Raw genomic sequence first — 22,145 nt, 5'->3', positions numbered from 1 at the left:
GTACCTCAAACGGTGCATTACGAGATTGCCACGCTGCGCTCGCAATGACGAATGATTGGACAAATTGGTAAGAAGGTTGCATAGCCTTCTGTCAACGACTGAAACCGGACGCAGCGAGACGCAATGGAACAGGTACTGAACACGATGAAGGAACTGGGCCGCAACGGCCTGGGCGCGCCGGTGCTGCTGGTGCTGATGCTGGCCATGGTGGTGGTGCCGCTGCCGCCGCTGGGGCTGGACATGCTGTTCACCTTCAACATCTCGCTGTCGCTGATCGTGCTGATGGTCACCATCTATGCCATGCGGCCGCTGGATTTCGGTATCTTTCCCACAGTGCTGCTGATCGCCACCCTGATGCGTCTGGCGCTCAACATCGCCTCCACCCGCGTGGTGCTGCTGGAAGGTCACACCGGCACCGATGCCGCCGGCAAGGTCATCGAGGCCTTCGGCGAGTTCGTCATCGGCGGCAACTACGCCGTCGGTCTGGTGGTGTTCGCCATCCTGGTGATCATCAACTTCGTGGTGGTGACCAAGGGCGCGGGGCGCGTCTCCGAAGTCAGCGCCCGCTTCACCCTGGACGCCATGCCCGGCAAGCAGATGGCCATCGACGCCGATCTCAATGCCGGCCTGATCAGTCAGGACGAGGCCCGCAACAAGCGCGAGGAGATCACCGCCGAGGCCGATTTCTACGGCTCCATGGACGGTGCCAGCAAGTTCGTCCGCGGGGATGCCATCGCCGGCATCCTGATCCTGTTCATCAACATCCTCGGCGGCCTGGGTATCGGCATGCTCCAGCACGACATGGCTTTCGCTGACGCCATGCGCAACTACACCCTGCTGACCATCGGCGACGGCCTGGTCGCGCAGATCCCCTCGCTGGTGCTGTCCACCGCCACCGCCATCATCGTCACCCGGGTCAACAGCTCGCAGAACATGAGCAGCCAGGTGCTTTCGCAGCTGTTCGAGAATCCGGCCTCGCTGGGTGTGACCTCCGCCGTGATCGGTCTGCTGGGCCTGATCCCGGGCATGCCCAACTTCGCCTTCCTCACCCTGGCGGCCATCGGCGGCGCCGCCACCTGGTGGCTGAGCCAGCGCCGGCGCCAGCCGGTGGTCGAGGAGGCCCCGCCTGAGCAGCCCGAGTCGCCGCCAGAGGCGCGCGACCTGAGTTGGGACGATGTCGCCCCGGTGGACATCATCGGTCTGGAAGTGGGCTATCGCCTGATCCCGCTGGTGGATCGCAATCAGGGCGGGCAGCTCATGGACCGCATCAAGGGCGTGCGCAAGAAGCTGTCGCAGGAACTGGGCTTCCTGATCCAGCCCGTGCATATCCGCGACAACCTGGATCTGGGCCCCAGCGCCTATCGCATTACGCTCAACGGCGTACCGGTGGGCGAGGGCGATATCCAGCCCGAACGCGAACTGGCCATCAACCCGGGCCAGGTCTACGGCAGTGTGCCCGGCACCGCCACCACCGAGCCGGCCTTCGGTCTGGAGGCGGTGTGGATCGACCCGGATCAGCACGACAACGCCCAGACCCTGGGCTACACCGTGGTCGACGCCAGCACCGTGGTGGCCACCCACCTCAGCAGCCTGCTGCAGCAGCATGCCAGCGAACTGCTCGGTCATGAGGAGGTGCAGCAGCTGCTCGACACCCTGGCCCGGACCTCGCCCAAGCTGGTCGAGGACCTGGTGCCCAATACCCTGCCGCTGGGCACGGTGGTCAAGGTGCTGCAGAACCTGCTCGAGGAGCGCATCCCCATCCGTGACATGCGCAGCATCGCCGAGACGCTGGCGGAGCATGCCGGCCGGACCCAGGATGCCGGTAATTTGACAGCGTCGGTGCGGGTCGCCCTGGGTCGTTCCATCGTCCAGCATATCAATGGATTGCAGCATGAACTTCCAGTCATTGCGCTGGATCCTTCGCTGGAACAGATATTGCTACAGTCCCTTCAGGGCACCCAGGAAGGGGGCGCCGGCTTCGAGCCGGGACTGGCAGAACACCTGCACCAGGCCCTGGCCAACCGGACCCAGCAGCAGGAGATGAACGGTCAGCCGGCCGTGCTGCTGGTGGCACCGCCGGTGCGCAACTGGCTGGCGCGACTGTTCCGGCACAGCATCCCGGGCCTGCATGTGCTGGCCTATGACGAGGTGCCGGACAACAAGCAGATCAAGGTGGTTGCCACCGTGGGCCAGGCCCCGGCGGGACTGCAGCAGCAGGCGGCACCGGCCTGATACCGGTTCGGCACAGAGACTTAAAGCGGGCGTGAGGACACCAACATGAAGATAAAACGATTCTTCGCTCAGGACATGCGGCATGCCATCCGCAAGGTGCGCGAGGAGTTGGGCGCGGATGCCGTCATCCTGTCCAACCGCAAGCTGGATCAGGGGATTGAGATCATCGCCGCCATCGACTACGACGAATCGCTGGTCGGCGGCGGTGCCGACGCGGTGCCCGAGGCCGCTGCGGCACAACCTGGCGCCCCGGCACCCGAGACGGCCGGAACCTATGACGCCCGCGCCCGCTACAGCGAGGCACCCGCTCAAGCGCCGGCTGACGCACCGGCGCCGCCGGCCCCGGCGACCGCCGGTTCCCGCTCTCAGGCCCGCAACCCGCTGGCCGACATCGAATGGGATCACGATCCGGCCATCATCGAGATGCGGCGCGAGATTCAGGAGATGCGCGGCCTGCTGGAGAATCAGCTGGCGCACCTGGCCTGGGGCGAACTTAACCGCCGGCGCCCGGCCGAGGCCGGTATCCTGCGCCGGCTGAGTGCGCTGGGCCTGCCGTCCGCACTGTGCACCGAACTGGCTCAGGCCGCCGGCGAGACCGCCGACCCGGAGCAGGGCTGGCGCCGGGCGCTCGCACTGCTGGCCCAGCGCCTGCCGGTGACCGACGACGACATTCTAAGCCAGGGCGGCATCGTCGCCCTGGTCGGCTCCACCGGCGTGGGCAAGACCACCACCGTGGCCAAGCTGGCCGCCCGCTATGCCCTGCGCCACGGCCCGCGCAGCGTGGCCCTGGTGACCACCGACAGCTATCGCATCGGGGCCCATGAGCAGCTGTTCACCTACGGCCGCATCCTGGGCGTACCGGTGCAGGTGGCGGGCGATCACAACGAACTGCACAACGCCCTGCAGAGCCTGCGCGACAAGCGTCTGGTACTGATCGATACCGCCGGCATGAGCCAGCGCGATCTGCGCCTGAGCGAGCAGTTCACCACCCTGCGCGAGGCCGGTCTGCCGATCCGCAGTTACCTGGTCATGTCGGCCACCACCCAGGCCGGGGTGCTGGAGGAGGCGGTGCGCGCCTTCAATCAGGGCCGGCTGGATGGCTGCATCCTGACCAAGGTCGACGAGGCCGCCGCCCTCGGCGGCGCAATTTCCATTATCGCCGGGCACCAGTTGCCGCTCGCCTATGTCGGCGACGGTCAGCGCGTGCCCGAGGATCTACACCCCGCACGGGCCCAGAACCTGGTCAACCGTGCGCTTTCCCTCCAACAACAAGCCGGACAGGAAACCCATGACGATACCCTTGCAGAACGTTTCGGCGCTATCGCAGCCAGCGGCCGTGTCTAGAATGGATCAGGCGGCCGGACTGCGCAGTATGACTCAGCCCAAACCGGTTCGGGTGATTGCGGTGACCAGCGGCAAAGGCGGCGTGGGCAAGACCAATGTCTCGGTCAACCTCGCCGTGGCCCTGGCGGACAGCGGCCGGAACGTGATGCTGATGGATGCCGACCTGGGTCTGGCCAACGTCGATGTCATGCTCGGGCTGCATCCCGAATACGATCTTTCCCATGTCATCGACGGCAGCCGTACCCTGGAAGAGGTCATCGTGCCCGGCCCGGCCGGGCTGCAGATCGTGCCGGCGGCCAGCGGTACCCAGCAGATGGCCCAGCTCAGCCCGGCCGAGCATGCCGGCGTGATCCGCGCCTTCAGCGAACTGAGCCAGCCGCTGGATACCCTGATCGTGGATACCGCCGCCGGCATCGCCGACAGCGTGGTCAGCTTCGTGCGCGCCTCGCAGGAGGTGATCGTGGTGGTGTGCGACGAACCGGCCTCGATCACCGACGCCTATGCCCTGATCAAGGTGCTCAACCGCGACCACGGCGCCCAGCGCTTCCGGGTGCTGGCCAACATGGCGCACAGCGCCCAGGAGGGTCGCGACCTGTTCAACAAGATCTCGCGGGTGACCGAGCGCTACCTCGACGTCACCCTCGAGTTCATGGGGGCGGTGCCCTACGACGATTATCTGCGCAAGGCCATCAAGCGCCAGAAGCCGGTGGTGGACGCCTACCCGCGTTCGCGCGCCGCGATGGCCTTCAAGAATCTCGCCCAGAAGGCTGACAACTGGCCGATCCCGACCGGGGCGGCCGGCCATCTGGAGTTCTTTGTGGAACGATTGATTACCTCCAGCAGTGGACAGATGGAGGTCCTGCCATGAACGGAGCCGCCATGTACGCAACAACACAGGAACGTGGACAGGACGAGCTGGTCACCCAGCATGCGCCCCTGGTCAAACGGATCGCCTATCACCTGATGAGCCGGCTGCCGCCCAGCGTGCAGGCCGACGACCTGATCCAGGCCGGCATGATCGGCCTGCTGGAGGCGGCCAAGAACTATGACCCCTCGCAGGGCGCGAGCTTCGAGACCTATGCCGGTATCCGTATCCGCGGCGCCATGCTCGACGAGATCCGCCGCACCGACTGGACCCCGCGCTCGGTCCATCGCAAGGCGCGCCAGGTGGCCGAGGCGGTGCGCGAGATCGAGAACGCCATGGGCCGCGATGCCCGCGATCACGAGGTGGCCCAGGCGCTGGGCATCGGTCTGGACGAGTATCACCGCATCCTGCAGGACGCGACCGGCGCGCGCATGTTCAGTTTCGAGGACCCGGGCGCGCTCGGCGACGAGCAGGAAGTGCGCGGGCTGGAGCAGCCCAACGAGCCGCTGGACAACCTGCAGCACGAGGATTTCCAGGGCGCGCTGGCCGACGCCATCGCCGGCCTGCCGGAGCGCGAGCGCCTGGTGATGTCGCTGTACTACGACGAGGAACTGAACCTGCGCGAGATCGGCGAGGTGCTGGGGGTGTCCGAGTCGCGCGTGTGCCAGATCCACGGCCAGGCCCTGATCCGGCTGCGCGCCCGCATGGGTGAGTGGGTTCAGAGTTGACGGCGCAGCGCGCCCGTCATTGCGATGCCCAGACCCGAAGGGTGGGGTACCCATGATGAAGCCCGAAGGGATTCTATGGGGCGTGGCAATCTCCAAACGGCTCAGGCTGCGTTAAGAGATTGCCGCGCTGCGCTCGCAATGACGATGTCACTAAGCAAATCGCCATACCGGCCGCTATGGCCAACAGGATGAAAACGGGCTGAATGCCGCGGCGGCGGCAGCCGCCGGCAGCAACTGGACGACTATCGGGAGGTCGTGTTGGACAAGAACATGAAGATCTTGATCGTGGACGATTTTTCCACGATGCGACGGATCATCAAGAACCTGCTTCGGGATCTTGGGTACAACAATACCCACGAGGCGGACGATGGCACCACCGGGCTGCCCATGCTGCAGTCGGGCGATTATGAATTCCTGATCACCGACTGGAACATGCCGGGCATGACCGGCATCGATCTGCTCAAGGCCGTGCGCGCCGATCCCAAGCTCGCCAGCCTCCCGGTGCTGATGGTGACGGCCGAGGCCAAGAAGGAGCAGATCGTCGAGGCCGCCCAGGCCGGCGTGAACGGCTATATCGTCAAGCCCTTCACCGCCGTGACGCTCAAGGAGAAGATCGAGAAGATCTTCGAGCGTCTCGGTACTTCGGCCTGAGCAGATCGGCGGGGAATATAAATGACAGAACAGAACATGATGGCCGATCCGGAAACCATCGCCATGGCCCGCGAACTGGTCAGCGAGCTGGAGGCCGGCAACGAACTGGCGGTCAACGACCTGCTGGATACCCTGTCGCGCAAGCGGGAAGAGGGGTTGTTCGTGGAGTTGGGCAAACTGACCCGCGAACTGCACGAGGCGCTTAACAACTTTCAGATCGACTCGCGCATCGCGAGTCTGACCGAGTCCGACATCCCGGATGCCAAGGAACGGCTCAATCACGTCATCAGCATGACCGAGGAATCGGCGCACAAGACGCTCAACGCCGTCGATCAGAGCCTGCCGATCGCCGAGGAACTGCAGCAGCGCGCCACCGATCTGCATGACAAGTGGAGCCGGTTCCGGCAGAAGAATATGGAGTTGGAGGAGTTTCGCGCCCTGGTCCCGGAGATCGACAGCTTCCTCGAACTGACCCATCGCCATGCCGGCACGCTCAACGCCAGTCTCTCGGAAGTAATGATGGCGCAGGGGTTCCAGGATCTTACCGGCCAGATCATCCGCCGGGTGATCAACCTGGTCACCGAGGTGGAGGACAACCTGGTCCACCTGATCCGTATCTCCGGCCAGCATTTCAAGGACACCGTTCCCGAGGAGGCCGACAGGGACAAGGACATGTCCAGGGGCTATGGCCCGCAGGTGCCCGGAGTGGATGCCGGCACGGAGGTGGTCAACAGCCAGGATGACGTGGATGAACTGCTCTCCAGCCTGGGCTTTTGAGCCGCCAGTGCAAGGACAGGAAGGCTGAAGGAATATTGCTATGAGTCTCGATCCCAACGACGACATACTCCAGGACTTCCTGGTCGAGGCGGGCGAACTGCTGGAACAGCTCAATGAGCAGCTGATCCAGCTCGAGCGCAGTCCCCAGGACAAGGACCTGCTCAATGCGGTGTTCCGCAGCTTCCACACCATCAAGGGCGGGGCGAGTTTCCTCGGTCTGGATAACCTGGTCACCATCTGCCACACCTCGGAGGATGTGTTCAACATCCTGCGCAACGGCGAGCGCGTCGCCGACGCCACCCTGATGGATGCCGTGCTCAAGGCCGTGGACGTGGTCAACGGCATGTTCGCCGAGATCCAGGGCGGTGAGGAGCCGGGCGCCGCCGACCCGGCGCTGGTCACGCTGCTCAACTCCTATGCCAAGCCCCAGTCCGAGGATGCCGCGCCGTCGACGCCCGCAGCCCCGGCCGGCGTCAGTGATGCCGGGGGCGATGCCGCGGACGATGAGTTCGAGGCCATGCTCGATGCCGCCCGTGCCGGTTCCGAGGCCGGGTCTGACACGACCGCTGCTGCCGAACAGGCGGCCGGTGAGCAGAGCGCCGGCGGCGACGAGATCAGTGAAGAGGAATTCGAGGCCCTGCTGGACCAGCTGCACGGCGCCAAAGGCGCGCCGGGCAAGGGCGAAAGCCAGGCACCGGCTGCGCCCCCTGCGGCTGCCGCCAGTGCTGACGGTGAAGCTGCGCCTGCCGGCGGCGGGGAACTGATTACCGACGATGAATTCGAGGCCCTGCTGGATCAGCTGCATGGCCAGGGCGCCGCCCCTGCCGGCGGTGGCGATGCCGCCGTGGCCAGCGCCCCGGCGGCTGCCGCCCCGGCAGCGAAACAGGAGCGCCCGGCACCTGCCGCGAAGGCCGAGGAGCGTTCCGCGCCGGCCAAGGCCCCGGCGCCCCAGGCCGAGACCTCGGTGCGCGTGGACACCCGCCGCCTGGACGAGATCATGAATCTGGTCGGCGAACTGGTGCTGGTGCGCAACCGCCTGGCCACGCTCAAACAGAACCTGGGCCAGGAAAAGGCCGCCAGCAACGAGGAGATCAGCAAGGCCGTGGCCAATCTGGACGTGGTCACCGCCGATCTGCAGACCTCGGTGATGAAGACCCGCATGCAGCCGATCAAGAAGGTGTTCGGCCGCTTCCCGCGCGTGGTGCGCGACCTGGCCCGGGCCATGGAGAAGGAAATCAATCTGGAGATGCAGGGCGAGGAGACGGATCTCGACAAGAACCTGGTCGAGGCCCTGGCCGATCCGCTGGTGCACCTGGTGCGCAACGCCGTGGACCACGGCATCGAATCGCCAGAGGAGCGCGAGGCCGCCGGCAAGCCTCGCGCCGGCACCGTGATCCTGGCCGCCGAGCAGGAGGGTGACCACATCCTGCTGTCCATCGAGGACGACGGCAAGGGTATGGACCCCGACGCGCTGCGGCGCAAGGCGGTGGAGAAGGGCCTGATGGACGAGGAGGCGGCCGCCCGGCTGGACGACCACGAGGCCTACAATCTGATCTTCGCCCCCGGTTTCTCCACCAAGACCGAGATCTCCGATATCTCCGGCCGCGGCGTGGGCATGGACGTCGTCAAGACCCGCATCGGCCAGCTCAACGGCAGCGTGGAGATCGACTCGCGCCTGGGCCGCGGCTCGCGCCTGAGCATCCGGGTTCCGCTTACCCTGGCCATCATGCCGACCCTGATGGTGGTGCTGGGCGACCAGCCCTTCGCCCTGCCGTTGGCCAGCGTGATCGAGATCTTCGATCTGGACATCAAGCAGACCAACGTGGTCGACGGCCAGCTGGTGGTGCGCATGCGCGAGAAGGCCATCCCGCTGTTCTACCTGCGTACCTGGCTGGTCAAGGACTGTTACAGCCTGAGTGAAGAGGAGAAGGGCCAGGGGCATGTGGTGCTGGTCAACGTCGGCAGCCAGCGGGTCGGTTTTGTCGTCGATGAACTCATCGGTCAGGAGGAAGTGGTGATCAAGCCGCTGACCGCCATGCTCAACGGTATGCCCGGCTTTGCCGGTGCGACCATCACCGGCGACGGCCGCATCGCCCTGATCCTGGATGTGCCCAGTCTGATGCGCAAATACGCCAGCCGGTTCTGAGTCCGGGGAGGCACAGGGTGTCGCTCGCCAACAAGGAAAATACCGCTTCCCGCCTGCGCGTCCTGGTGGTGGACGACTCGGGTTTCTTCCGCCGCCGCATCGTGGAGATCCTGGAGGGGGATGCCAAGCTCGAGGTCGTCGGCACTGCCGCCAACGGCCAGGAGGCCGTGCGCCAGGTGCTGGCGCTCAAGCCCGACGTGGTCACCATGGACATCGAGATGCCGGTGATGGACGGCATCACGGCGGTGCGGCGCATCATGGCGCTGCGGCCCACCGCCGTGCTGATGTTCTCCTCGCTCACTTACGAGGGCGCCCAGGCCACCCTGAATGCGCTCGAGGCCGGTGCGCTGGATTTTCTGCCCAAGCGCTTCGACGAATTCTCCCGGGACAAGGAAGAGGCCAAGCGCACCCTGCGCAACCGGGTGCGGGCCATCGGCCTGGAGGGGCTGCGCATGCAGCAGGCCCCGGCGGCACGCCCGGCCGTCGCCCGCCCGGCGGCGCCGGCCGCGCCGCGGCTGCAGCCTGCGGCGCGCAAGGGCGACTTCCGGCTGATCGCCATCGGCAGTTCGACCGGCGGGCCGGTGGCATTGCAGCAGGTGCTGGGTCGTCTGCCCGCGAGTTTTCCGCTGCCGCTGCTGCTGATCCAGCACATGCCCGCCAGCTTCACCCCGGCCTTCGCCGAGCGGTTGAACCAGCAGTGCAGTATCCAGGTCAAGGAGGCCGAGGACGGCGAGGCGCTGCAGCCGGGCGTGGCCTATCTCGCCCCGGGCGGCCGGCAGCTGGCAGTGGAGAGCCAGGGACCGCGGGTCTGCCTGCGGGTCTATGACGACCCGGCTCAGCATTACCGGCCCTGCGTGGACCTGGCCTTCGAATCCGTGGCCCGGGTCTTTCACGCCAGGGCGCTGGCGATCGTGCTGACCGGCATGGGTGCCGACGGTCGCGAGGGCGCGCGCGCGCTGAAGCAGGGCGGGGCCAGCGTCTGGACCCAGGACGAGGCGAGTTGCGTTATCTACGGCATGCCGGGCGCAGTGGCCGATGCCGGCCTGGCCGACGAGGTACTGTCGCTGGGACAGATCGGTCCGCATCTTGCAAGTTCTGTATAAGGCAAGGGTCGACCTTGCGCCATCGTCATCCCGGCGCAGGCCGGGATCCAGATACCGCAGTGGTTGATGGATTCCGGCCTGCGCCGGAATGACGGAAGAATTCAAAGGTCGGATGACCGTCAACCGGGTTTTCCGAAATTCCGGCAACTGGAAACCAGGGCAATGAAAAAGATCTGGGCCGTCGCCAATCAGAAGGGCGGGGTGGGCAAGACCACCACCGCCGTCACCCTGGCCGGACAGCTGTCCGGCGAGGGCGAGCGGGTATTGCTCATCGATCTGGACCCGCATGGCTCGCTGACCACCTATTTCGGGCAGGACCCGGACGGCATCGAGTTGTCGGTCTACACCCTGTTCAAGGATCGCGCCGACAAGCGCCCCGAGCCGCGCTACGACCAGGTGCTGCTCGAGACCGGGTTCGAGAATCTTTCCCTGCTGCCGGCATCGACCGCCCTGGCCACCCTGGACCGGCAGCTCGGCGCGGAGGAGGGCATGGGCCTGGTCATCGCCCGCGCCCTGCAGGACCTGGACGCGCGTTTCGATTACGTGTTCATGGACTGTCCGCCCATGCTGGGGGTGCTGATGGTCAATGCGCTGGCCGCCTGCGATCAGCTGCTCATCCCGGTGCAGTGCGAGTTCCTGGCCCTGAAGGGGCTGGAGCGCATGCTGCATACCCTCAAGATGATCGCCCGCGCCCGCGGCGAGAGCCCGGCGCACCTGATCGTGCCGACCATGTACGACCGCCGCACCCGTGCCTCGGGCGAGGCGCTGGAGGTACTGCGCCAGCGTTATCCCGAGCGGTTGTGGTCGGAGGTGATACCGGTCGACACCCAGTTCCGCGAGGCCAGCAAGGCCGGCAAACCGTTGTCATTGTCCCAGCGCAGCGCCCGCGGCGCCCGCGCCTATGTCCGGCTGCTGGATCATCTGCTGCAGCGCGACGGCGAGGCGGCCGTTCCCCATCCCCCGGTACAGGACCAGGCATGGGCATGAAACCATCCACCCAGAGCCGGGTCCGGACCCGTACGGCGGAAGAGAACCTGGTCATGCTCGACCAGCAACTCGCGCTCGGGGCCTATCTGAACGCGCTGCTGACCCCGGCGCCCGAAGTCGAAACCGCACCCGAGCCGCAACCGCAGCCCGAGGCCCGCGCCGTGCCGGCGCCGGCTCCCGCTGCGCCGGCCGCACCTTCACCCGCACCGGCCGCGCCGGAGGTCGAGCCGGCGCCCGTTCCGGAAGTCGCAGCGCAACCCGCTGCAGCGGCGCACCCCGACTGGGCCGGGGGCGAGTTCCAGTGTCTGCTGTTCCAGGTCGCCGGCCTGACCCTGGCGGTGCCGCTGGCCCGTCTCAGCGGAGTGGCGACCTGGGACGATGCGGCCCTGACCGAAATGCCCAATCACAGTCCCTTGTTCCTGGGCCTGCGTGAGTATCATGGCCTGCGGGCCCGGCTGGTCGACGTGGCCGCCATCGTCCTGCCGCCGGCGCAGTATGCGCAGCTGGCGCCGGCGGACAGCGGCCGCCTGGGCAAGGTGGTGATGATCGACGACAACCGCTGGGGCCTGGCCTGTGACGCGGTCGGCGACGTGATCACACTCAGCCGCGACGACGTGAAGTGGCGGACCGGGAACGGCAGGCGGCCCTGGCTGGCCGGAACCGTCATCGAGCACATGTGCGCCCTGCTGGATACCGATGCCCTGGCGGGCATGCTGACCGAGGAAGGGCCGGAGACGGCCTGATTGCGGGGTGTGGCCACGAAGACGCACGGAATTACTCGGAAAAAAATGAACGCCAGGGGTGCTCCGGGGCACCCTTGCCGTCATTCCCGCGCAGGCGGGAACCCTTAAACCGCCGCGGCTGCTGGATCCCCGCCTGCGCGGGGATGACGTGATTGAAGGTAAGGTTGGCTGTGGCTGGCACGATTTCTGCAAATTCAAGTTATGGGTCAATTGTGACGACTGAAGATTGACAGCCCCGGTCCCGCCCGGGGGAATCCGAATCAGAGGCGAACCATGAACCAGGCAGCTCAGAGCGTTGACGACAAGCATTTCCAGTGTGTGACCTTCCGCCTGGCGGATGAGGTCTATGGCATCAATGTGATGCTGGTCCAGGAGGTCCTGCGCTGGACTGAGATCGCCCCCGTGCCCGGCGCGCCGGACTATGTGCTGGGGATTATCAACCTGCGCGGCAATGTGGTCACCGTCATCGACACCCGCCTGCGGCTGGGACTGCCGCCGCGCGAACCCGACGACTCCTCGCGCATCGTGATCATCGAGGCCGAGCGCCAGGTGGTCGGCATCCTGGTCGATTCCGTGGCCGAGGTGATGGATCTGAACAGCGCCGAAATCGACTCGGCCCCCAACGTGGGCAATGACGAGAGCTCCAAGTACATCCAGGGCGTTGCCAGCCGCGATGGCAACCTGCTCATCCTGATCGATCTGAACAAGCTGCTGACCGATGAGGAATGGATGGAGCTGATGGCCTTGTAATTGAAACCTGCATATCTCACCGGGCGGCCAACGGCTGATGCGCTGAGTGGTGCAACCTGGGATGGAGTCAGACGTGATGAGCCAAGGACAAGCGATAACAGGGGAAGGACGCCGTTGGCCTATCGCGGTTCAGGCTTGTCTTCGCGCCCGTAGACTTGCTCTTCAGTCAAGAGGTAGTGTTGACTACCTCTTTCCTTCCAGAGCTGCGTCTCCGAACACGGATCCTGCGCCTGCTCCCGCGATCCCGGCAAGATATGCAGGTTAAGGTGAAAGAAGATGGCGGACATTGGAAGGCTTCCATCTCCGTCGCCGTTCGAACGGGTGCAGCCCGGCGAGCGGATCAAGGAACGTGACGGCTCGGGCAAGCGCCGCGACAAGAACGCAAACCGTTCGCGGGACAAACAGAACAGGCGTCGCGACGGCGACGACGGACACCGGATAGACGAATACGCATGAACATCGAAATCGGCATCGGCATTCTCGCGCTGCTCTGGGCGGTCTCCCTGATCGGGCTGATCCGTGCCCAGCGGCGCCAGCGACGTGAACTGCAGACCCTGCAGGAACGGCTGGCCGGGCGGGAATCCGACCTGAGCGCGCTGCAGGGTGATCTGGCCGCCCTGACCCGCGCCTCGGTCGGTGCCGGCGAGCATCTGGTGCAGGTCGAGAACCGGGTCCGCCGGTTGAGCGAGCGTCAGAGCCAGACCGAAATGCGCGCGGGCGGCGACCGGCCCTACCAGCAGGCCATCCAGCTGGTGCAGGGCGGGGCCGATGCCGAGGCGCTGATCCGCCAGTGCGGTCTGACCCGCGGCGAGGCCGATCTGCTCGTGATGCTGCACGGCGTGGCCCGCGCCGGCTGAACTCGCTCATACCTCTCCTGCCGGGTTCAGCAACGCCTGTACGTCATTCCGGCGCAGGTCGGAATCCAGTTCCGTAGGTCGGGTTAGCCTGATAGGGCGTAACCCGACATCATCTGCAGCACTGTCGGGTTACGCTTCGCTAACCCGACCTACGTGACTGCCTCTCAGGCCGCCGTGTCGTCCAGCTTGAACAGCTGCCAGCCCGGATGGCGGCCGCGGTAGGTGCGCTTGAGCGCATAGCCGCCCTGCAGCTTGCCGCCTTCCAGCCAGATCTGCACCAGCCCGTCCTGCACCGACTGGCGCATGGAGCGTCCGTCGCTGCGCAGGTTGCGGTAATGGCCGGTATCCCACACCAGTACTGCGGGGTCCGGCGTGTCCGGTGCGGGCAGGGGGCCGCGGAACACACTCTGGTCGAGCGGCTGATCTCCGGTCTGGATGGCGAGGCGGCGGTCGTCGGGTTCGGTGGACACCCCTTTGGGCACGGCCCAGGAGACCATGACGTCGCCGATCTCCAGCCGCAGGTCATAGTGCCAGGGACTGCCGGGATGGCGCTGGACGATGAAGCGGTGCAGACCGGAGGCGCCCGGCTCGCCGGGGGAGGTGGCGGGAGCCTGTGGGGAAAGCTCGGTCCTGAGCGGCTTGTTCCTCATGCGGCGGCCCCCCGTCAGTGAGTCAAGCGGCTGCATGCCCGGGGCATGCGCGAGAGGGCGGATTCTTTCATCCACTGCCCGCCTTGTCCAGTGTGAATGCAGGCGCCGGCCTGCAGACCGCGATAAGCGCGGCCTTCCCCGCACGCTGCCTGACAACTATTGGGGTGCCTTGCCGCTGATGTAATAGGCGAAGGCGATGATCTCGGCCACGGCCAGATACAGCGCCGGCGGGATCTCTTCACCCAGTTCCAGTTTCGACAGCAACTCCACCATGGGGGCGTTCTCCTGCAGCGGCACCTCATGCTCGCGCGCCAGGGCGATGATCTGCTCGGCCAGTTCGCCAGTGCCCTTGGCAGTGACCCGCGGCGCCCGCTCCCCGTCGTACTGCAGGGCCACAGCCAGTTCCGGTTTCGGTGTGGTGTCGTCCCGGCTCATGCCTGGTCGTCCAGGATGGGGCCGCGAGGTGGCGGTGCCGGTGGTTCGCGCAGACGGCCGCGCTTGACGTCCAGGTCCTGTACCACCAGTCCGGATTGCTCCAGCCGGGCGCGCAGCCGGGGCAGGTGTTCGCTCAGCCGGCGCAGGGGCTCGCCCTGTTCACTCAGGAAGCGGGTGCTGATTTGGCGTTCCCCGCTCAGACTGACGCGGGCCTGCACCGGCCCCAGTCCGGGCAGGTCGAAGGCCAGCATTACGGTCCAGCCGGCGCCGTTCCGGGCAGTCTCGCTGTCGCTGCGGCCGCCCTCGCGGCGCAGGCGCAGGCCCCAGACATCAATCGCATCCTCGCCACGGCGCACCGGCAGTTCCACCAGCCATTCCGGTGGCTGCTGGCGTTCCTGCGGCAGCGAGGCCAGCTGGTTGAGCTTGACCCGTGACAGGGCCGATTCCACCTGCTGCAGCAAGCCCCCGCGCTGCAGCAGCTGGGCCAGGTCCAGCCGCAGCGTGCGGCCGTCGACCCCGGCCTGCGGCCGCGGCGGCATGCCGGGACGCAGGGATGCCAGGCTGTCCAGAGCCGGCAGCGGCGCAGCCTTGCCGGCCGCCGCGGCCAGGGCCGCGGCCAGGGCCGGCGCACCCGGCGCCAGCGGCGCTGCCGGGGGCGCCGGACTGGCGGCAGCGGAGCGGGCGGAACCGGTCGTGGCGGCGGCCTGGCGCAGCCCGGCGGCCAGCTGCAGCAGACCGGCCTTGAAATCCCCCTGGACGGCGGTCTGCGCCGGCTGTGGCGATTGCCCGGCGGGCGCGCGGGCATTGCCGGCCTGAGCGGCGGCGCGGGCCAGTTTGCCTTCCAGGAACAGGCCGTTGTTGGTCAGGGCCTGGCGCAGGCCCTCGGGGGTGCCGACCCGACCCGGGTCGGGCAGCTGCTGGAGGACGCTGCGCACCAGCCGGGAGAGTTGCGGTGCGCTGCGGGCAGCATCGGGCAGCGCCGCCAGCTGGTTCAGCAGTGTCAGGGCCTGGGGCAGCGGCCGCTGGGCCGGCAGCGCCTGGCGCAGGGCCTGGCTGACCGTGTCCTGACGCAGGGTGTCGAGCAGGCGCAGTACCGGCAGGTCGCGGCTAAGGCTGACCACTTCCAGGCGCAGCGGCTGGCCCGGACTGAGTTGCAGGTTGCCAGTGCGCGCCTGGACCAGCTGGCGTCCGATCTGCAGCGGGGTCTGGCCCTGGCTGGATTCGCGCACCACCAGGCCCTGCAGCACCTGGCCGACCCGCCAGGTCGCGGCCGTGGCGGCGGCCTTCGTTCCCGACGGGGCCGGGGGCAGGGGCGGGAGTCCGGGGCCGGTGGGTTGCATAAGTCGATTCCTTGAAGCCTGTCTCAATATATCGGCCGGCGGCCCGCTAAATTGGGGAGCAGGCCCTGGAACAGAGAGTAAGCCTACCCCGATGACAGCGTCCACCGAACAGTTCTGGTTCACCCGCCGTGCCGGCCAGGTGCGGGGCCCCTATCAGGGGGGCGAAATCAGCCGTTATATCCTGCTCGGCCGGCTGCGGGAGGCCGACGAAATCAGCCCCGACCGCCATCACTGGCGGCAGCTGGGGGATCATCCTGAACTGATTCCCGAGCTGATGCGGGACGCGGACAGCGAGGCCGGACGCCGGCGGCTGGCCGCGGCCCGGGCTGCGGCCGATGAGCGCATCACTGCCGGACGTCACCCCAGGCGGCTGGATCCGCCCTGCATCGAGCGCCGCAATGGCCAGCGTCGGGCCCTCATGCCGCTGGTGCATCCACAGGCCGGGGCCGTACGCCGGCCGCTGGCGACCGCGGCCCTGATGTTCGGGCTGACCGGACTGGCACTGCTGCTGGTTTGAGCCGCCGCTGGGCGGCTTGCTAAGATAAAGAGCCAAAGAGCGCCACGGAATACACGGACAACCCCTGACTGCAGGCATTGTCATCGGCTGGCGCGAAGCGCCATGCCCAATGACAATAAGATTTCCGTGCTTTCCGTGTATTCCGTGGCGCATTTGATTTTTCCCACTACCCAATCCTGTAACCATGGACAAGACCCCCAATCCCCAGGGCAAGGGCCTGGTGCCGGTGCTCGAGAGCCTGGCGGCGAGCCGGGCCGCCATCGCGGTGCCGCCCAAACGCATCGACCAGATCTCCAGTGAACTGTTCACTTCCCTGTTCGTGCTGGAAAGCGATTTCAAGTTCCGGCCGGTGGTCGGTCACAGCTACTGGCTCTACCGCAAGGGCGAGCGTTTCTGGTTGTCCATGCTGGCCCCGCATGAGTGGTCGGCCGCCGCCCACGGGCAGGTAATCGGCGAATGCACCCTGCAGGATGACATCACCTGGACCCTGACCCTGGACGCGGCCGCGGCTCAGGACACGGCCCTGCTGCGCCTGATCGAGGCGAAGAAGCTGGCCTTCGAACAGCGGCTGGAGAATGCCGGGACGGTCGATGAGGCCCTGCCGGTGTTCGATGCATCCCTGCCTTTCTATCAGCGGGTGTGCGCCTCCGCGCTGGCGGCCTCGCTGCGGGTATCCATGCAGAAAAGCGGCATCGAGGGTCTGAGCTACGACGAGGCCCGCGGTCTGCTGGCCGCCCCCGAGGCCGATACCCGCGATTGACATACGGGACTGATCGGTCCAGTATTCTTCGCATGCCCGCCGGAAGACCCCTTGAATTCGATCCCGACGCCGCCCTGGAGGCGGCGATGCAGCTGTTCTGGCGCCAGGGCTATGAAGCCACCTCGCTGCAGGATCTGCTGCGCGAGATGCGGCTGTCCAAAAGCAGTTTCTATCAGGCCTTCGGCAGCAAACATGCGTTGTTCGGCCGCTGCATCGATCACTACCGCGACAGTCTGGCGCGCGGTATGCAGCAGCAGCTGGAGGCCGCGCCGCGGGCATGGGACTTCATTGCCGGCATGCTCGACTCGGTGGCCGGGGAGGTGCAGGGCGAGGATGCCCGCCGTGGCTGCCTGGTTATGAATACCGCCAGCGAGTTCGGGCAGAGCGATGCCGAAGTGGCCGCGCGGGTCAAGGCCGGAACCGCACGCTTTCGCAAGGTTTTCCTGCAGGCCGTCAAGCGGGCGCAGGCCGAGGGCGACATCCCCGCCGAGCGGGATGCCGGCCTGCTGGCCGACTATCTGGTCACCAACATGAGCGGGCTGCGCAGTCTGACCAAGGCCGGCGCCAGCGCTGCCGCGATCCGGCGCATTGCCGGCGTGACCCTGTCGGCACTGCGCTGAAAAAATTTTCGCCAAATATGGACTGAACGGTCCATATTACTCAGGGGCCGGAATCGATGGCTGCAGTTACCGCGCAGGCGGTGATCCAGCAGCCTCGACGGTTCATGGATTCCCGCTTGCGCGGGAATGACCATGCCTGGTTAATCCGTCATGCCGGCTTCGCCGGTATGACAAAAGGGAATCAATCAGAGTTTTCTTGAAGCAACCCAACATGGAGATCCGTCATGAGCTATACCCTCCACGACAGGCAAACTGCGCCGGAAGCCTCGCGCGGGATCCTGGAGCAGGCCGAACAGGCCTACGGTTTCGTGCCCAACCTGTTCGGAGTGCTGGCCGAGTCGCCGGCCGCGCTGCGGGCCTATGCGGCCGTTACCGATATCCTCCAGCACGCCGGGCTGGACCCGGTGGAGCAGCAGGTGGTGATGCTCACGGTCAGTGCCGACAACGGCTGTACCTATTGTGTCGGGGCGCACTCGGCGCTGGCGCAGAGGGTGAAGATGGACCCGGCAGTGCTGGAAGCCCTGCGTGCGCAAGGCGAACTGCCCGATGCGAAGCTGGAGGCACTGCGCCGCTTCACCCTGGCGGTCATGTCGCACCGCGGCTGGGTACCGGAGGCGGAGTTGGAGGCCTTCCGCGACGCCGGTTATGGGCAGCGGGAGGTGCTGGATGTAATTACCATCGTTGCACTCAAGACGTTGAGCAACTACACCAACCACATCGCCGCAACCCCGCTGGATGAGGCCTTCGCGGGCCAGGCGTGGGAGCCGGCGCGGGCGACGGGCTGAGGCGCGGCGCAACGTCGGTTCAGCCGAAGCTTTCGGTGGTGTAGCGGCTGATCCGCAGCCGGTCCGACCAGTAATCGGCCGGCAGTCCGGCCTTGCGCTTGAGTTCGGCCAGAAAGTCGGCCGGTTCCGGCAGGGAGGCCCAGACCGTGGGCAGGAAGGTGCCGCGGCGGCCATCCTCCTCCAGAATCAGGCCGTCGATGCCCGGCCGCAGCTGGCGCAGCAGGTCGGCCTCGTGGCTGAACTCCAGCGGCTCGCTCGGGCCGAGCACGGAAATGGACACTTCCAGGTCCGGATATTCACCCCGGGTCAGCGGCGGGAAGCGCGGATCCCGGAACGCCGCCGCGTAGGCGTTGTGGCTGATTTCCTCGACCAGCGGCTGGCGCGGCTCCAGGCTGCCGATGCAGCCGCGCAGGGCGGCGTCACGATGCAGGGTGACGAAGGCCGCCCCGGGTTCGCGCAGGTCAGGATCGAAGCTCTGCGGGTCCACCGGCAGCGGCCGGCCATGATCCAGCCCGTGACGGATGGAGGCCCGGGCCAGGTCGATCAGGGCGCGGCGCTGCTCCGCGCTGAAGCGGGATTCAGTCGATGGCATAGGCGCCGTATCCGACCACCTGGTTGCGCGGTCCGGCGGTATCCCCCGAGTTGCGCAGGTCCAGGGTGTGGGCGTGCAGGCCGCGGGCGCGGGCGGCGAGCAGCAGCCCGCCGACCGGGGTGCGGCCGCAGGCGTGGTCGTAGTCGATGCGTTCCGGCGCCAGCGCCTCGATGGCGACCGAGGTGGCCCGGTCCAGGGCGCGGGCGGTGTCGTAGTCGTGATAATGGCTGAGGTCCGAACTGATCACGATCAGGGTTTCGTCCCCGCCCCAGAGGTGGTCCAGCACCTCTCTCACCTCGGCATAGCCGGCATCCCCCACCACCAGCGGGATCAGCTTGAACTCACCCAGCACGGTCTGCAGAAAGGGCAGCTGCACCTCCAGGCTGTGTTCCCAGGCGTGGGCGTCGTCACGGATCTGTACCTGGGGAAATCCGCTCAGCCCGGCGATGGCCTCGGTATCCAGCGGGATGTCACCCAGCGGCGTGCGGAAGGCCTCGCTGCTCGGCGCAGCCAGCCCCTGGAAGGGCACCCGGTGCGAGGGCCCGAGCAGCACCACCCGCCGGATGCGGTCACGGACGGGCGCCAGCCGGCCGTAGACGCTGGCGGCCACCGGGCCGGAGTACACATAGCCGGCATGAGGCGCGATGATTGCCTTGGGGGCGGGGCCGGTGGCGGCGGCTTCGTCCAGCAGTGTCTGGATCTGCCGGCGCAGCGTGGCCGGGTCATCGGGATAGAACATGCCGGCGACGGCGGGTTCTCGGAGCTTGGGCATCGGAATTTCCTCCCCGGCAACCGGTTTGATGCAGATCATCGCATTCGCCCCGGCGAAAGCGCATGGTTGCATTCCGTTCGCGCGGACACCATCTACAATAATAGTAGAAACGATACGCATCCGGATGCAAGGATCAAAATGTCGGAACAATTACAGGACGGCGTGGTAAAGACCCGCTACTGGCACCGCCTGGAAGACGGCCGGGTACAATGCGATCTGTGCCCGCGCTACTGCAAACTCAAGGAGGGCCAGCGCGGTTTGTGCTTCGTGCGCGCCAATCAGGGCGGCGAGGTGGTGCTGACCACCTATGGCCGCTCCAGCGGCTACTGCATCGATCCGATCGAGAAGAAGCCGTTGAACCACTTCCTGCCGGGGACCCCGGTGCTGTCCTTCGGCACCGCCGGCTGCAACCTGGCCTGCAAGTTCTGCCAGAACTGGGATATCAGCAAGTCGCGCGAGATCGACACCCTGGCCGACCAGGCCAGCCCCGAGACCATTGCCCGGGCGGCGGAGGAACTGGGCTGCCGCAGCGTGGCCTATACCTACAACGATCCGGTGATATTCCACGAATACGCCATCGACGTGGCCCGGGCCTGCCACGAGCGCGGGATCAAATCGGTGGCCGTGACTGCCGGCTATGTCACCGCCGAGCCGCGACGGGAGTTCTACCAGTACATGGACGCGGCCAACGTTGACCTCAAGGCCTTCACCGAGGATTTCTACTGGAAGATCACCGGCGGCCACCTGCAGCCGGTGCTCGATACCCTGCTGTATCTCAAGCAGGAGACGGATGTCTGGTTCGAGCTCACCACGCTGCTGATACCCGATCACAATGACTCCGATCGGGAACTCGACGAGATGACCCGCTGGGTGGTGGAAAACCTGGGCCCGGATGTACCCATGCACTTCACTGCCTTTCATCCGGACTGGAAGATGCAGGACGTACCGCCCACGCCGCTGGAGACCCTGACACGGGCGCGGCGTATCGCCATGAACAACGGCGTGCGCTATGCCTACACCGGCAATGTGCATGACAGGGAGGGCGAGAGCACCTACTGCCACAGTTGCGGCAACCGGCTGATCGGACGCGACTGGTATGTGCTGAGTGACTGGAACATCACCCCCGAAGGGAACTGCAATCAGTGCGGCACGAAGGTGGCGGGCGTGTTCGAGGCCGGGCCGGGTCACTGGGGCTCGCGTCGCCAGCCGGTACGGCTGGCCGATTATGCCTGAGTCAGACTGAGACAGAGTGTAGGATGGGTGGAGGCGGATCGCGCCGTAACCCATCGTCAACCCGGGCATGATGGGTTGCGCTTCGCTTCACCCATCCTACGGAAGGCCTGCAGTCCAGCCGACTGGAGAGTGGATTGATCAGCTACAGATGCCCGCGCAACCCCACCGAGACCACCGCATAGGTGACGATCGCCATCCCCGCCGTGGCGATCAATGCCTGGCGGCGCCAGCCGTACAGATACAGCAGCACCACGATGGTCCAGCCCATCAGCAGCGGCCAGTAGCGAACCTCACCCGTGAACACGCGCCCCCCCTTCGGTCGGCTTGGATATGACGCTATTGTGAACCTTCCTGCAGTCGTTCGCACATCAGTCCCCGGCTGGGCGTGGTGATGGCCTGGTTGTATATCCCGGTGAGTTCGCTGATGACCTTGCCGTACCTGACCCGGCTTTCCATGCGCACCGGCAGATGACGGGCATCGTCAGTGAGCCAGAGATACATTTCGCCGCTGCGCTTGAATACCCCCTCGCTTTGCAGGCGCGGGTGGATCTTGACCGTCGGGGTGTCGTCGCCGAGCAGGGTGTCCAGGCGCTCGCGCCCGAGCACGTCGATGCTGAGGGTATAGTGCCGGTCCTTGTCCACCACCGGCAGATGGTAGGTCTCGCCGGGGTGCAGCGGCAGGGCGCGGGTGGTAAAGAAGGCAGACACCATGTCCAGGGTGCCGGGAGCGACTTCGAAGGCCTGCGTGGTCGTGGCCAGATGATCGGTCAGCCGTACCCGGCCGGGTTCCAGGAAATCCAATGTCAGGGCGTTGCGGTGCCGGCCCTCGTGTTGTCGGAACCGGTAGCCCAGTGATTGCAGACCGCGGTCGGTGCGCAGGCTTTCGACCCGGATCAGGTCGCGCACCCGGTAGACCAGGTCGACGGCGGCGTTGGAGCAGGCCTCGAGCCGGAAGCGCGCGCGCCCGGGCGCAGGGCTGCGGGCCTCGAGGATGGCCATGCCGGCCGGAACGAACAGCCAGTGGATGCTGAAGTGCAGGCGTTCGTAGCTCCCGTCCCAGCCGCGGGATTCCGCGCGAGCGGCTGTAATACACAGGCAGCATAGCAGCAGGCAGAGGAATGCCGGTTTCATGCGAACGTTCCGGTTTGAATCGATTGGGTCAAAGATCAAGAGCGCCACGGAATACACGGAAAGCACGGAAATAAAAACGAGAAACCTGGTTGTTGCCGTTCGGCCCTCTCGTCATCCCCGCGCAGGC

Annotated in this window: 25 protein-coding genes; 18 read left to right on the top strand and 7 right to left on the bottom strand. The window is 66.4% G+C overall.

Features of this window, described 5'->3' with window-relative positions:
• The first annotated feature begins 123 nt into the window (after window positions 1–123).
• The 13 genes from flhA (at window position 124) to COW1_RS05750 (ending at window position 13,183) form a co-directional block, all read left to right on the top strand.
• Window positions 124–2,232 carry a flagellar biosynthesis protein FlhA gene (gene flhA / locus COW1_RS05810; RefSeq protein ID WP_201345678.1) on the top strand — a complete coding sequence of 703 codons (2,109 nt, stop codon included), beginning with the start codon at window positions 124–126 and terminating at the stop codon, window positions 2,230–2,232.
• A 45-nt stretch (window positions 2,233–2,277) separates the two neighbouring features.
• The gene (gene flhF, locus COW1_RS05805) at window positions 2,278–3,576 is read left to right on the top strand and encodes a flagellar biosynthesis protein FlhF (protein ID WP_201345677.1); all 1,299 of its coding nucleotides are present in this window, start codon (window positions 2,278–2,280) and stop codon (window positions 3,574–3,576) included.
• Window positions 3,577–3,604: 28 nt separating this feature from the next.
• Window positions 3,605–4,444, top strand: a complete 840-nt coding sequence (locus tag COW1_RS05800; RefSeq protein ID WP_197703026.1) for a MinD/ParA family protein — start codon at window positions 3,605–3,607, stop codon at window positions 4,442–4,444.
• Entirely contained in the window at window positions 4,441–5,169 is a 729-nt protein-coding gene (locus COW1_RS05795) for an RNA polymerase sigma factor FliA (protein WP_096366044.1), read from the top strand. Before COW1_RS05800 ends, COW1_RS05795 begins: the two co-directional genes overlap by 4 nt.
• Before the next feature lie 258 nt (window positions 5,170–5,427).
• On the top strand, window positions 5,428–5,820 hold the full coding sequence (gene cheY / locus COW1_RS05790; protein WP_096366045.1) for a chemotaxis response regulator CheY: 393 nt from the start codon (window positions 5,428–5,430) through the stop codon (window positions 5,818–5,820).
• A 21-nt stretch (window positions 5,821–5,841) separates the two neighbouring features.
• Window positions 5,842–6,597: a protein phosphatase CheZ gene (locus COW1_RS05785; RefSeq protein ID WP_096366046.1), complete on the top strand. Its 756-nt coding sequence runs from the start codon at window positions 5,842–5,844 to the stop codon at window positions 6,595–6,597.
• A 40-nt stretch (window positions 6,598–6,637) separates the two neighbouring features.
• Window positions 6,638–8,743, top strand: a complete 2,106-nt coding sequence (locus tag COW1_RS05780) for a chemotaxis protein CheA (protein ID WP_201345676.1) — start codon at window positions 6,638–6,640, stop codon at window positions 8,741–8,743.
• 17 nt (window positions 8,744–8,760) lie between these two features.
• Complete coding sequence (locus tag COW1_RS05775) at window positions 8,761–9,846, top strand: chemotaxis response regulator protein-glutamate methylesterase (RefSeq protein WP_231971578.1); 1,086 nt, start codon at window positions 8,761–8,763, stop codon at window positions 9,844–9,846.
• A 162-nt stretch (window positions 9,847–10,008) separates the two neighbouring features.
• On the top strand, window positions 10,009–10,833 hold the full coding sequence (locus COW1_RS05770; protein ID WP_201345675.1) for a ParA family protein: 825 nt from the start codon (window positions 10,009–10,011) through the stop codon (window positions 10,831–10,833).
• Window positions 10,830–11,576 (top strand): chemotaxis protein CheW, encoded by a 747-nt coding sequence (locus tag COW1_RS05765; protein WP_157745486.1) that lies wholly within the window; start codon window positions 10,830–10,832, stop codon window positions 11,574–11,576. The genes COW1_RS05770 and COW1_RS05765 overlap by 4 nt, the downstream gene beginning before the upstream one ends.
• 273 nt (window positions 11,577–11,849) lie before the next feature.
• A complete protein-coding gene (locus COW1_RS05760) occupies window positions 11,850–12,326 on the top strand; it encodes a chemotaxis protein CheW (RefSeq protein ID WP_096366050.1) in 477 nt (158 codons plus the stop codon).
• 276 nt (window positions 12,327–12,602) lie between these two features.
• Complete coding sequence (locus COW1_RS05755; RefSeq protein WP_201345674.1) at window positions 12,603–12,782, top strand: hypothetical protein; 180 nt, start codon at window positions 12,603–12,605, stop codon at window positions 12,780–12,782.
• Entirely contained in the window at window positions 12,779–13,183 is a 405-nt protein-coding gene (locus tag COW1_RS05750) for a DUF2802 domain-containing protein (RefSeq protein ID WP_096366052.1), read from the top strand. Before COW1_RS05755 ends, COW1_RS05750 begins: the two co-directional genes overlap by 4 nt.
• 164 nt (window positions 13,184–13,347) lie before the next feature.
• Here COW1_RS05750 and COW1_RS05745 read toward each other — a convergent pair whose 3' ends face one another.
• From COW1_RS05745 to COW1_RS05735, 3 genes are all read right to left on the bottom strand, one after another.
• Window positions 13,348–13,833, bottom strand: a complete 486-nt coding sequence (locus COW1_RS05745; protein ID WP_157745489.1) for a DNA polymerase ligase N-terminal domain-containing protein — start codon at window positions 13,831–13,833, stop codon at window positions 13,348–13,350.
• A gap of 156 nt (window positions 13,834–13,989) precedes the next feature.
• The gene (locus COW1_RS05740; RefSeq protein ID WP_096366054.1) at window positions 13,990–14,268 is read right to left on the bottom strand and encodes an EscU/YscU/HrcU family type III secretion system export apparatus switch protein; all 279 of its coding nucleotides are present in this window, start codon (window positions 14,266–14,268) and stop codon (window positions 13,990–13,992) included.
• Window positions 14,265–15,608 carry a flagellar hook-length control protein FliK gene (locus COW1_RS05735; RefSeq protein ID WP_201345673.1) on the bottom strand — a complete coding sequence of 448 codons (1,344 nt, stop codon included), beginning with the start codon at window positions 15,606–15,608 and terminating at the stop codon, window positions 14,265–14,267. The genes COW1_RS05740 and COW1_RS05735 overlap by 4 nt, the downstream gene beginning before the upstream one ends.
• A 91-nt stretch (window positions 15,609–15,699) precedes the next feature.
• Between COW1_RS05735 and COW1_RS05730 the strand changes: the two genes are divergently transcribed.
• The 4 genes from COW1_RS05730 to COW1_RS05715 all read left to right on the top strand — a co-directional run bounded on the left by COW1_RS05730 (window position 15,700) and on the right by COW1_RS05715 (window position 18,290).
• Complete coding sequence (locus COW1_RS05730; protein WP_201345672.1) at window positions 15,700–16,125, top strand: hypothetical protein; 426 nt, start codon at window positions 15,700–15,702, stop codon at window positions 16,123–16,125.
• 184 nt (window positions 16,126–16,309) lie between these two features.
• On the top strand, window positions 16,310–16,885 hold the full coding sequence (locus COW1_RS05725; protein WP_096366057.1) for a DUF2452 domain-containing protein: 576 nt from the start codon (window positions 16,310–16,312) through the stop codon (window positions 16,883–16,885).
• A 32-nt stretch (window positions 16,886–16,917) separates the two neighbouring features.
• Window positions 16,918–17,505, top strand: coding sequence for a TetR/AcrR family transcriptional regulator (locus COW1_RS05720; protein WP_201345671.1), 588 nt, complete (start codon window positions 16,918–16,920; stop codon window positions 17,503–17,505).
• A 224-nt stretch (window positions 17,506–17,729) separates the two neighbouring features.
• Entirely contained in the window at window positions 17,730–18,290 is a 561-nt protein-coding gene (locus COW1_RS05715; RefSeq protein WP_201345670.1) for a carboxymuconolactone decarboxylase family protein, read from the top strand.
• 19 nt (window positions 18,291–18,309) lie between these two features.
• On the opposite strand, the gene amrA is transcribed toward COW1_RS05715, so the two are convergent.
• Window positions 18,310–18,882 (bottom strand): AmmeMemoRadiSam system protein A, encoded by a 573-nt coding sequence (gene amrA, locus COW1_RS05710; protein WP_201345669.1) that lies wholly within the window; start codon window positions 18,880–18,882, stop codon window positions 18,310–18,312.
• A complete protein-coding gene (amrB, locus tag COW1_RS05705; protein WP_201345668.1) occupies window positions 18,869–19,654 on the bottom strand; it encodes an AmmeMemoRadiSam system protein B in 786 nt (261 codons plus the stop codon). The genes amrA and amrB overlap by 14 nt, the downstream gene beginning before the upstream one ends.
• A 138-nt stretch (window positions 19,655–19,792) precedes the next feature.
• Here amrB and amrS point away from each other — a divergent pair, with 138 nt between their 5' ends.
• Window positions 19,793–20,887 (top strand): AmmeMemoRadiSam system radical SAM enzyme, encoded by a 1,095-nt coding sequence (amrS, locus tag COW1_RS05700; protein WP_201345667.1) that lies wholly within the window; start codon window positions 19,793–19,795, stop codon window positions 20,885–20,887.
• Between the two features lie 142 nt (window positions 20,888–21,029).
• On the opposite strand, the gene COW1_RS05695 is transcribed toward amrS, so the two are convergent.
• Complete coding sequence (locus tag COW1_RS05695) at window positions 21,030–21,191, bottom strand: hypothetical protein (protein ID WP_157745495.1); 162 nt, start codon at window positions 21,189–21,191, stop codon at window positions 21,030–21,032.
• 32 nt (window positions 21,192–21,223) lie between these two features.
• Window positions 21,224–22,018, bottom strand: coding sequence for a DUF3108 domain-containing protein (locus tag COW1_RS05690; RefSeq protein WP_096366062.1), 795 nt, complete (start codon window positions 22,016–22,018; stop codon window positions 21,224–21,226).
• Window positions 22,019–22,145: the final 127 nt, after the last annotated feature.

It is taken from the genome of Thiohalobacter sp. COW1, from assembly GCF_016629505.1.
Taxonomy (GTDB): Bacteria; Pseudomonadota; Gammaproteobacteria; order Thiohalobacterales; family Thiohalobacteraceae; genus Thiohalobacter; species Thiohalobacter thiocyanaticus_A.
The sequence above is the reverse complement of the archived record's forward strand: the minus strand, read 5'-3'. Positions and strand labels throughout refer to the sequence as shown.